At 43.6% G+C, this 10,889-nt stretch carries 8 protein-coding genes and 1 pseudogene; all 9 read left to right on the forward strand.

The annotated features are described in order from the left end of the window. The first annotated feature begins 159 nt into the window (after positions 1-159). Positions 160-5,484 (forward strand): phage tail tape measure protein, encoded by a 5,325-nt coding sequence (locus EJK17_RS10390; protein ID WP_103661959.1) that lies wholly within the window; start codon positions 160-162, stop codon positions 5,482-5,484. Between the two features lie 15 nt (positions 5,485-5,499). Continuing rightward, on the forward strand, positions 5,500-6,483 hold the full coding sequence (locus tag EJK17_RS10395) for a LysM peptidoglycan-binding domain-containing protein (RefSeq protein ID WP_127796410.1): 984 nt from the start codon (positions 5,500-5,502) through the stop codon (positions 6,481-6,483). Continuing rightward, positions 6,484-6,897 (forward strand): phage baseplate plug family protein, encoded by a 414-nt coding sequence (locus EJK17_RS10400; RefSeq protein WP_127796411.1) that lies wholly within the window; start codon positions 6,484-6,486, stop codon positions 6,895-6,897. After that, positions 6,897-7,868 (forward strand): hypothetical protein, encoded by a 972-nt coding sequence (locus EJK17_RS10405; protein WP_103661962.1) that lies wholly within the window; start codon positions 6,897-6,899, stop codon positions 7,866-7,868. The genes EJK17_RS10400 and EJK17_RS10405 overlap by 1 nt, the downstream gene beginning before the upstream one ends. A 10-nt stretch (positions 7,869-7,878) precedes the next feature. Next, entirely contained in the window at positions 7,879-8,409 is a 531-nt protein-coding gene (locus tag EJK17_RS10410) for a hypothetical protein (RefSeq protein WP_103661963.1), read from the forward strand. After that, positions 8,402-8,791, forward strand: a complete 390-nt coding sequence (locus tag EJK17_RS10415; protein WP_103661964.1) for a contractile injection system sheath initiator — start codon at positions 8,402-8,404, stop codon at positions 8,789-8,791. Before EJK17_RS10410 ends, EJK17_RS10415 begins: the two co-directional genes overlap by 8 nt. Next, positions 8,781-9,968 carry a baseplate J/gp47 family protein gene (locus EJK17_RS10420; RefSeq protein ID WP_103661965.1) on the forward strand — a complete coding sequence of 396 codons (1,188 nt, stop codon included), beginning with the start codon at positions 8,781-8,783 and terminating at the stop codon, positions 9,966-9,968. The genes EJK17_RS10415 and EJK17_RS10420 overlap by 11 nt, the downstream gene beginning before the upstream one ends. Continuing rightward, on the forward strand, positions 9,958-10,635 hold the full coding sequence (locus EJK17_RS10425; RefSeq protein ID WP_127796412.1) for a hypothetical protein: 678 nt from the start codon (positions 9,958-9,960) through the stop codon (positions 10,633-10,635). The genes EJK17_RS10420 and EJK17_RS10425 overlap by 11 nt, the downstream gene beginning before the upstream one ends. A gap of 70 nt (positions 10,636-10,705) precedes the next feature. Next, positions 10,706-10,889, forward strand: a pseudogene (locus EJK17_RS10430) (hypothetical protein); the annotation flags it as partial.

Genomic DNA, 10,889 nt, shown 5'->3' on the forward strand with positions numbered 1-10,889 from the left:
ACATCAAGTGTCTAAAAGCGACAGGGCATATCGTTTTACTACTACTTTAATTCTACAAGAGAACAAAAATAGTGAATCAATTATCCCGTCGGATAACTAATTCACTATTTAGCTTAGAATGTTTATTTTTGCCTAGATGGGCTAGAAAGGACACATAGCATGGCAGAACATGAAGGTTGGTATCTCAAAGCTAATGTTGATATATCAGGTATCCTGCAAGCTGATAAAGCCACAGAAGGCTTATTAAAGAACTTGAAAAAAGTTGAAACCGGCTTTGGAACAATTAAGCCTAATGATGCACTAGCTAAGAGTATTAAGTCAGCTGATATTGCGACTGCTAGTTATGTGCAACGGCTTGACAGTGAAGGTAAGAAGTATGAAGCAGCACAACAGAAGTCAAAACTGTATGCTGAACAAATTAATCGATTAAAAGATAGACAGCACGGGCTAGTTACTGAGCTTGATCGGATTGCTGAAAAGTCCGGCAGAACCAGTGATGCTTATAACATCCAGAAGGCTCGTATCAATCAGACAGCTGTAGCAATCAATAATTTCAAGTCTGATCTAAAGAAGACACAGACTGAAATGGATCGATTGCGTCCAACTGGGTTTAACAGATTGATAGCAGGTGCTAAGCGAGTAACCACAGCCGGTGAAAAGATGAAAACCACCTTACGAGATGGTTGGGATCATATCAAAGGCGGTGCGATGAGTGCTGCCCTCGGTGTCGGTGCGTTTAGTGCTGCTGCTGTTAGTGGCGCAAAGAAAGCCACTAACCTGCAACAAAGCTACCGTGAAATAACGAACCTAGCTGTCCTTGGTGGCGAACATCAAAAAGAAGTTACTAAGGCAGTTGCCAAGATGCAACAAGAAGGTCGGGCTATCTCGATTAAGTACGGAAAATCACAACAAGAAATTGCTGTTGGTTATGAAGACTTGGTCAAGCGTGGTTATTCGACCAAGCAAGCGCTTGGTGCTTTGAGAACAGAAGTACAAGCTTCCGTTGCTTCTGGTGACGACTTCAAAGACGTAACTTCTGTATCATCACAAGTTATTGAAGCATTCGGCATGAAGGCAAGAACTACCGGTGCGATGGTTGCAAATACTCGTAAAGCCGTTAACATGCTTGCCTACTCAGCTGATGCCACTTCAACAAGTTTCCACACACTGGGTGACTCAGTTCACTACTTTGGTGCGGCTGCTAAGGCTCAACACATTTCATTAGCCGAATCAAGTGCTGCTGTCGGTATCTTATCCAACAACGGTATTGAAGGCTCAATGGGTGGTACTGCCATGCGTGACATCATTAACCGGATCGGTAATGGTGTTAACAGTATTGGCAAGAAGAACAGTGTGTTCTCCAAGATTGGCATTACTGCCAAAGATATTGAGGATAGTAAAGGTCACATCAAGAGCTTAGCCGATGCGATGGGCGTTATTTGGACACACATCAAGCAACACAGTAAGAACTCAGTCCAAGAACAAGGCTTTATGAAGTCAATCTTTGGTACAACCGCACAAAACGCGGCTACCATTTTGGCTCAAAATACCAAAGACTTACAAGACTTAACTAAACGTGTTCAAAAAGCTGGTGACAGTGGTTCTTATGTTGCTAAATTGGCAGCCAAGAACATGGGCACTGCACAAGGAGCGATGGCCAGAGCTAAGCAAGCTACTAATGCCTTCACCATGACAATCGGTACCGCAATGCTACCGGCTTTGAATGAAGCTTCTAATGAGCTGGCCAAGTTCCTACTAAGCAAAGACGGTGAACAATTCCAAAAGAATGTTGGTGGCGCGGTCAAGAACGTTGCTGACAGCATAATTGGCGTTATCAAGTGGGTATCAATGCACCCAACGGCTACCGAATGGATAGCAAAGGGTATGGTTGCTGGTTATACCGGCAGTAAAGCATTACAAGCACTTGCCTTTTTAGGTAAGTTGAAGAACACCTACTCAGAATTAGCTGCTCAAAGTAGCAAGATCAATTCGATTGGCAAGGGTACGTCACAACTAGTAACTCCACACATTAAGTGGGGTGACATGAGTCGGACAGCTAAGTTAACTGCAACGGCTAGTGTTGTATTTGACGCTGCTGAAATTGGCAAGAACTTTTATGATGCAGTTCATTCAAGCAAGGCAAGCGTCAAGGCTACCAAATATGGTCAAGGCATTGGCGGAATTGTCGGTGCTGCAATTGGTGCTTCATTAGGTGGCTATGCCGGTGCAACAATCGGTACTGAACTTGGTCAGGCAATGGGTGAACCCGCTGCTAAGAGTTTTGCTAAAGCATTTAGCGGCCACGCTACTAAGTATCTAATTCCTAACACTAAGAAACAAAAGGATAAGCGCGGTCGTATTCCTAAAAAGCTAAAAGCAGATGCTAACGGTTATTACGATGCTAAAGGTAAATACCACGATCAGCGTTCACTAGCTGAAAGATCGTGGGATATGAACCACACGATGGATAATTACATGTTTACCCATCCAAATAACATTGCTGATTTCCTTTTCGGCGGTGCATCTACCGCTTGGAATGCCATCGGCCATATTGGCGATAAAGGGTATTGGAAACGTAGCTTGCCACGCATGCGAGCATCTGCTAAAGGCTCATGGCTCGATTGGTCCGGCGCCAACAAGTGGACAGATAAACACATTTGGCCGGGCTTAAGAGGCATGTTTAACCCACAAAAATTGCCAAAAGGATACGCCGTTAAAGGCTCGTACTCTAGCCGAGTTGCTCCACTGTTTACCAACATCGGTAAATGGTTTGGTAAGCAAAACTGGGACTGGGGTCCATTTGATCCTAAACAAAATGGACTCGATAAGTTCTTGGCAGGCTTTAAACCACAAGTTCACGGCAAAGCGCCAAAGAAATGGCATATTAAGATGTCCGGCATCCTGCCAAAGGTTAATGCCGAAAAGTGGGGTCGTGGCATTGTCAAAGACGCTCAACGTGGCATGAGTCATTTTCCATCTTGGACACGACAATTAGGCAGCAAATCAAGTAGCTGGTTTAAGTCTAAGTGGACTGGCCTTGAAGCGTGGGGTGCTAAAGTCAGATCTAATGCTCAAAAGGGCTGGAATGGTTTTAAGACTTGGTTCGGTGATCTTGGTAAAAACGCCGTGGCAATGTTTAAGAAACCATTTGAAGGTTTAGGCTCATGGATTGAGAAACACACACCAAAGCCAGTACGACAAGTCGTTGGCAAAGTTGGTCAAGGCATCAACTGGGTCAAAGGCAAGTTAACCGGTGCACATGCAACCGGTGGTTTAATCGGTGCCGCTCACGGTGCTTTAGTTGGTGAAGCTGGTCCGGAATTAGCATACACGCCATACGCTAACCATGCGCGGCTACTTGGTGCTAACGGTCCTCAGCTTACACGAGTTAACGCTGGTGAAAGAATTTTAAATGCTAAGGATACTAGAAAAGTCATGACCGGTGGTTTAGGTCATGGCTTGATCCTTAATGGCTATGCTGCCGGTAACGTAAGTCTTGGCCATGCTACCAAGAACGTAACTAGCGACTACAAGAAGATTAATCGTGAAGCTACTGGATCACTCAGAAAGCTCACGAGAGCGAATAAATCATCATGGCGTGGAATTACAAGCACAACCACCAAACAAAGCTCTAAGACAAGAAAATCAGTCATTTCAAACTATACAACCATGAAGTCCAAAGTGTCTAAGCAAATGGACAATATGCACGATGGTGTTGTTAAGACGGCAAGATCAACTGCTAAAGGCTTTGGAACTGCCATGAGTAAGATGAACGGTTATGCCAAGGACGCAATGTCCGACACAATCGGTCAACTCAACAAGGGTATCAATGGCATCGATAAGGTGCTCTCTCAATTCGGTGGTAACGGATCAGTAATTAAACCAGTACACTTTGCTACTGGTTCCGGTGCTCTTCCACGTAACACATGGGCTATGGTCAATGACGCACCAACTGGTCCACGTCAAGAAGCCATCGTTAAAAAGAACGGTGACATTCATATTCCACGTGGTGCAAATAGACAGATGTTACTTGAAAAAGGTGACGCTGTCCTTAATGGTTACCAAACGCAAGAATTAGCTCATAGTTGGGGCTTGACGCACTTTGCCAAAGGCTCTGGTGTAAGTCATAGCCAGTTAAGAAAAATCGCTGACAATGGCTTATCTAATCCAGCTAAGAGCTTTGCCAATATGTACACGTCAAATATCAAGTCAAGCGGTCCGGCAATCCAACGAGGAACAATTGATTTAGGCAAGAACTCCTCAGCTCATTACGGCAACCCTTGGATGAACGCGATGTGGACAGTTATCAATAACGCCATTGGTGGCGGCGTTGGTAAGGGCGGAACTCGTGAAGCGTTCTTGAAATATGCCGAAAAGACCTTTAGTGGCGTGCCTTATGTCATGGGTGCCATGAGTAAAGCAGCAAGTGACTGTTCCGGCATGGTATCACAAGCATTACACCACTTTGGCTTAGATGCTGGACGTACCACTGTAGCAATGCAACACTCACCAGCTTTGCAATATCTAGGCAAGGACTTGTCTAAGACGTTGCCTGGTGACTTAGTCATCTACGGTCACGGAACAGGAGCCGCAGGGCACGTGGGGATCATTAAGAACCCACAAACTCACTCAATGTTTAACGAAACTCCACCAAGAGCGAGAGTCACATCAATCGATGCACCAAAGAGCATGGGTTATGGCTACTACCGTGTACGTGGATTATATAATGCCAAGCCAAAACAAGGTCAAAAGGCTACAGGCGCATTAACCAACCTAGCTAAGCGAGAACTTGGTAAATCAGCATTGAAGTGGATCAGTGATAATCTTGCTGATCAAATCGATGGCGGATTTATGGCAGGTAAACCAACTGGCGATCACAACCACTGGTTGAAGCAAGCACACATTCCAGAGAAATACTGGTCTGCGATGAACTATGTTGTAAGTCATGAATCTGGCTGGAATCCTGCAGCAAGAAACCCATCGTCCGGTACTTTGGGTCTGGGTCAAATGCAAGGCTACAACTTGCATTACTACCGTGCACACGGATCAATCCGTAATGCGATCGCTCAATTAGCTGGTACTTACGACTACATGAACGACCGGTACGGTAACCCAAATAAAGCACAAGCATGGTGGGAATCACATCACTGGTATAGTCGCGGTGGCGATCACTGGTCCAATAAGCCATTTATCGCTGGCGAACACGGGCCAGAAATTGTCACACCAAAGTCACCGGTCCACATTGATGACTTTGAAACAACGAAACGTAAAGTTGCTGATCTTGGCAGAGCTGGTCGTCAAAAAACACCATCCAAGACCGCAACTGGTCATGGTCAAATCGTGGTTAACATCAACTTCAACGGTCCAATCACTGGTGATGAAGCATCAATGAGAAAGATGGCCAACATTGCTAAACGTGAAGTTGTTAAGCAATTTGAAGCATTGTTGAACCATGAAGAGGGATCGGACCCAACAATCTTTTAGTCAGGAGGTGAAAATGTGGTATATGTAGCAAAAAAACAACCGACTTATGTGGTTAAGGCACAAAAGACGGCTAATAAGTACAAGAAATTGATGAATCGAGATAAGAAAAGAGCCAAAAACGCCAAGGATAGTGCGTTAGGTTCCTATCAAAACTCAGTGCTTCATCCGAAAAGAAAAAAGTACTTCCTCAATTTACAGAAAAAGTACTTAAAAGCCGAAAAAGCCGCTAATAAAGCATACAGTCGGCATAAAAAAGAGTATAACAAAGCTAAAAAGAAGGTTAAAACTGAAACCTACAAAGCAAATAAGAGCGCAGTTGCTGACAAGATAGCTCAACACGAACGAGGGCATCACAATGAAGGTAACTGCGCTATATATAGAAGTGACGGTCATTCTCAGACCGTCATTTTTATTTCTCCAAGTGATACCGAGTCGGAAAGCTCAGACGTTGAAATTACATCTTGGCCAGTCGATAAGGGTGCACCTAGGAGCAACTACGCTAGGACATCTAGTGATACTAAGACCGTTGCCGGTTTAATTACTGGTGAAGACAGGGCGGAAGCTAACAAAAAGTACGCTCAATTAGTTACTTGGAAGGATAATCACGTAACTCTCACATATGAGGGCGATTTTGTTGAAAAAGACCTGTTAATTAGTAATATCAGCAATACTTTCAAAAATATGAGTGATAACTTGCAAGTCTCAATCACGTTTACTCACGTGAGAGCTGCAAATATCACAGTTTCCACCGGTAACAATGCAAAAACTAAAAAATCCAAGTCAACAAAGACCACACGTGGACGGCGAAATAAGAAATACACCGCTATCACTGTTAAACCTGGCGACACGTTACTTGGTATTTCACGAAAGTATGGCAAGTCGGTGTCTTGGCTACAAAAAGTAAATAAAATTAAAAATCCTAACAAGATAAAGGCAGGGCGAAACCTTTACGTTAGCGAGAAGCAAAAGAAAATTAGTAAAAATATGAGGGTGAGATAGATGAGACGCTACATTCCAGTAGATGTTGATGATCTGCCTGATATTTTTGACATCACAATCGCCGGTGGTGTCTATACTTTTCGGGTTGACTATAACGAGGTGGCGGATTTTTACAGTGTCTCAATTTGGGACGCTGATGCTAATTTGCTACTTAATCAGCAGCCTTTAATTTTGGGCGAATTGGTTGGCTATGACTTACTTGATCAACGTTTGCCACGTGTCGATATACGAGTTATGGACGAAAGTTACAAGGCTAAAGATGCCGGTAAAGGTAACTTTGGTGAAACCGTACAAATGTACCTTGATGTTATCGATCCGCTTGGTTCTGAAACTGGTGACCCCACGATTAAACCCCTCGGGTACGACCCAGATGAACCAACTGACGATTATACGGATGAAGAGGTGTCTAGCTAATGGTTGTCACTACTAATCCGCATGCTTGGTTTATTTGTACAAATAATTCCGGGAAGACTCAAACGGTTTACAATGATGAAACTCCAGAACACAATTACCCCTTTGCTTTTGAATCTAACTTTAGCGATTCGGCTAGTCCGCCAGTCAACAAAGTAACCTTATATAACATGTCAAAAAAGCATGCGATGTTCTACGCCAAGGGTTTTAAAGTTAAGCTGGCTTTTAATTGGGGTGCTCCTATGAAAATTATCTCTGAGGGCTACATCACTAAGATCGACACGATGCAGCATGACGGTGTCACTGATACCTTGGTGATCACTTACACAGAAGGTACTAATTACAACAACGTCAAAGCTAGACGGCTCAAAGTTAAGAAAAACAAAGATTACAACAAGTACAAGCACGTTAAGGTTACTAAGACTTATAAACGTGGAAAGAAAAAAGGTCAACAATACACAGTTAACCATCGTGTTAAAACTCGTGCTACTAAGACGGTCTTGGTTAATAAGACTTATAAAGCAGGCACGAGCTATAAGGATTTAATTCAAGGTGTAGCAAGTCAAGCTGGCATGCACATCGATAAGATCCAATTACATAAGAATCCAAAGTTAAAGAAGGCTTACACCGCTAAGGGTAAGCCTCTTACTTTGATCAAACAGATGGTTAAGAAAACTGAGTCAGAGATTACTTACGAACGTGGGAAGTTTGAGATTATCGATCCTAAATCTGATAAGCGTACATGGGTAACAATTGATGATCAAGACTTGGTACAACCGCCGTCAAGTAATCAAAGCGACGACGGTGGTGACGATACGTGGGAGATCACGACTCCTTTAATTCCTGAAATTACAGTACGTGTCGGAATTGAAATGAAGTCAAAGTATTTGAAGGGCAAGTTCTGGGTTAAGGCTGGTCAGCATACAAGCGACGGCACTAATCCTCAAACTCAGTGCTCACTAGTTGCTCTATAGGAGGTGCAAGATGACAAAACATGATGATTCAAGTTCACAAGCCGAATTACAAGCAGCGGCAGTAATTGCAGTTAGGAATTTCAAGCATGCGATTAATGCTGAATTTGAAGCTGCCTTTATCGCACGGGTTATCAAATATGACAAGAAAAAACATCTTGCTGACTTGCAACCGCTCGTTAATTTAAGTGATGGCCAACTTAGAGCGCAATACTTAGATGTGCCTGTAAGCTATCAGTGTTACATCTTAGACGAAATCTTTGACCGCATTAAGCCAGATCTAGCAGCAGTTGATTTTAACTCAACTATACCTGCACACCCTGGCGCTCCAGCTCACCACCAAACGCACTTCGTTGACAAATTGCCAAAACATCGCTTTATGCGTCCAGGCATTCCAGTTATTGCTGTCACTCTTGATAGAGACAACGACAACTGGAAAGGCGGCCGTGATGCAAGCAATTTTGATCCTAATACGTCAAGATTGCATGATGCTAACGACTCAATTGTTGTTGGAATACTAGGAAGTGATGCGGTTTATGGCTAAAGATTTTGAAGTAACTGAATATGGTGACTGGTTTGTTGATCCAGAAACGCATGACTTTGTAATTATCGATGGATTGGAAGAAATTGCACAACGAATCAAGGCAACACTTGAAACGTTCTACGGTGAAATGGATGTCCTTGATCCTGAACAAGGCATGGACTACACGAACTTTCTTGGCCATCGATTTAAGAAGAAACGTGCAGCCGCTGATCTAAGAAGAACAATCATGGCCAAAGTGCCTGAAGTTGACTCAGTAGAAGATTTAAAGTTTGATGCTGATCCAGCAACACGACACTTGACCGTGCATTTTACGGCCATGGCCACACCAACGGAAAGTGACGTATCGCAGGAAGTGGAAGGAGATGTAAACGTTGGCCTATAACTCGCAATGGGGCTTAACCGCAACTGGTTTTTACGTCCCAACATATCAAGAAATCTTGTCACAAGTTGAAGATGAAATGATTTCAGCTATTGATCCTGACCTTGTTGTTACTAGTAATTCAAACGCTGGTATCTTGGCCAGGATTTTTGCTAGACGTGAAAAAGCACAGTGGGAGCAACAACAGTTGACCTATTACTCAGCGTTTATTTCTACTGCTTCTGATGCAAGTCTTGACTATATCGGTGGCAACCTTGGGCTTAAACGCAAAGTTGATGAACCTGCATTTGCTCAAATTGAGATCACAACACAAGAAGAATACTTAATCCAAGCCGGTGAACAGTACGAAACCGAGGAGGGTTATGTATTTACTTTGCTGAAAGATGTTTTAACGAAGAAAAAGGGTGACGGCTCATGGAGTGGCATTGGTTGGGTGCAATGTGAAGATACTGGTCAAGACACCAACGTACCTGCTAACTCAATTACGGTTGAAGTTAACCCAGATGATGAAATTATTTCAATCACTAATCCCGAAAAAGCAGGTGGTGGCCAAGATTACGAAGATGATGAGACCTACCGTGAACGACTCCGTATGGAGAACGCGGCACGTCCAGGCTCTACGGCTGCCGGAATTAGATCAGCATTAATGAATCTGCCTGGAGTTCGTGAAGTTAACATCATTCAAAACCCGTTTGCTGATCCAGATAAGTACGGTAATCCGCCATATAGTGTCCATATTTACTGCCTTGGCAGTAATAAGCAGGACATCGCGGAATGCTTGGCGGATTACATTGCTGCCGGAATTACTATGGTAGGACGGCAAGAACTGACTGTTAGAGACGCGACTGGTAATCCTCTCAAAATTAACTTTGATTTTGCGACTGAAAAGCCAATTTATGCCAAGGTTACGGTTAATGTTAATGACGCTTGGAACATCGATGAAGGTGCTGAGAACGTCAAATATGCTATAGCTGAGTATATCAGTGGTCTTGAAATGGGTGATCCTCTCTATATCACTCGCTTATATCCTGCTGTCTACTCAATCGAGGGAATCAGTGATGCCACAATTGAGGTAGGTTTGGCACCTGATCAACTCGCGGAAAAGGACATCAAGCAGAAGGACTTTGAAGCACCTATCTGTAGTCCTGACAATGTTGAGGTGACAGTAAATGGCCTATGAGACAACTGACCAGTTAATTAATTTAGCTAGTCACCACTGGTATAAAGAGCACAACGGTAACTTTTATAAGCTACTGGACATTTACTCTAAAGGTATGGAGCAAATATCAGATAGTGGCGAAAAAGTTATGAAGTGGCGTGCTATCCAAGATGCGGAAGGCACGACACTAGACCTGTTTGGTAAAGATATTAAGACTTACAGACCGACTAAGGAAGATCCTCCTTATCGGTTTTTGACTTACCTAAAAACTCTACTGGCAAGGGCACAAGGTACGATTCCATCGATCTACAAGATCACTAGTACCGCGCTTGGTACTAAGGACGGGATCAAAATTACTAAAACCAAAACGCCAAGACACGTAATTATCTCAATCCCATGGGATTATGTGTCTACATGGTCAGTAGAGAAGTTCCTCCTTGAAAATTTGCAGAACATGTTAGCGCTAGGCTACTGGCTTGATGGAATCGTATTTTTCACACGGGCAGAGTTGCCGCTATATGTGGGCGTAGGCAATCAAGACAAAACAACCGATAAGCAAGAGTCCGGGCTGGTTTGGTGGACTGGATGGTCTGCCCAGTCGGCATTTGCGCCATGTATCAGTGTGATCGGTCGTATCCGGTCCACTGAGGTGACCAAGTCAGAAGCCCTTTGGACAAACGGGCAGTAAGAAAATCACACAACTACTCAATCGATTAAGACTGAGTAGTTTTTTTATTCACACAGAAAGGAGCCAAATTATGGCAGACGAACAAGACAAGCCTACAGGGTTCAAGCCTAAATTCTGGCCTAAAGCTGTCTTGACCAATGACGGTCGTCACGCCTTTTTGCAATCAGTGGCAAGTAACCACGTACTGCACTACACGCGTGTGACCCTATCAAGTCAAAAGATGGTTGACGGTCAAGGCAAAATGCTTGACAACG

The sequence above is a fragment of the Lactobacillus xujianguonis genome (assembly GCF_004009905.1).
Lineage (GTDB): Bacteria > Bacillota > Bacilli > Lactobacillales > Lactobacillaceae > Lactobacillus > Lactobacillus xujianguonis.

Bases quoted from the DNA above. Each gene is read 5' to 3' on its own strand.
- EJK17_RS10390 (WP_103661959.1), top strand. From the start codon at position 160: ATGGCAGAACATGAAGGTTGGTATCTCAAAGCTAATGTTGATATATCA.
- EJK17_RS10415 (WP_103661964.1), top strand. From the start codon at position 8,402: ATGGCTAAAGATTTTGAAGTAACTGAATATGGTGACTGGTTTGTTGAT.
- EJK17_RS10425 (WP_127796412.1), top strand. From the start codon at position 9,958: ATGGCCTATGAGACAACTGACCAGTTAATTAATTTAGCTAGTCACCAC.
- EJK17_RS10410 (WP_103661963.1), top strand. From the start codon at position 7,879: ATGACAAAACATGATGATTCAAGTTCACAAGCCGAATTACAAGCAGCG.
- EJK17_RS10405 (WP_103661962.1), top strand. From the start codon at position 6,897: ATGGTTGTCACTACTAATCCGCATGCTTGGTTTATTTGTACAAATAAT.
- EJK17_RS10400 (WP_127796411.1), top strand. From the start codon at position 6,484: ATGAGACGCTACATTCCAGTAGATGTTGATGATCTGCCTGATATTTTT.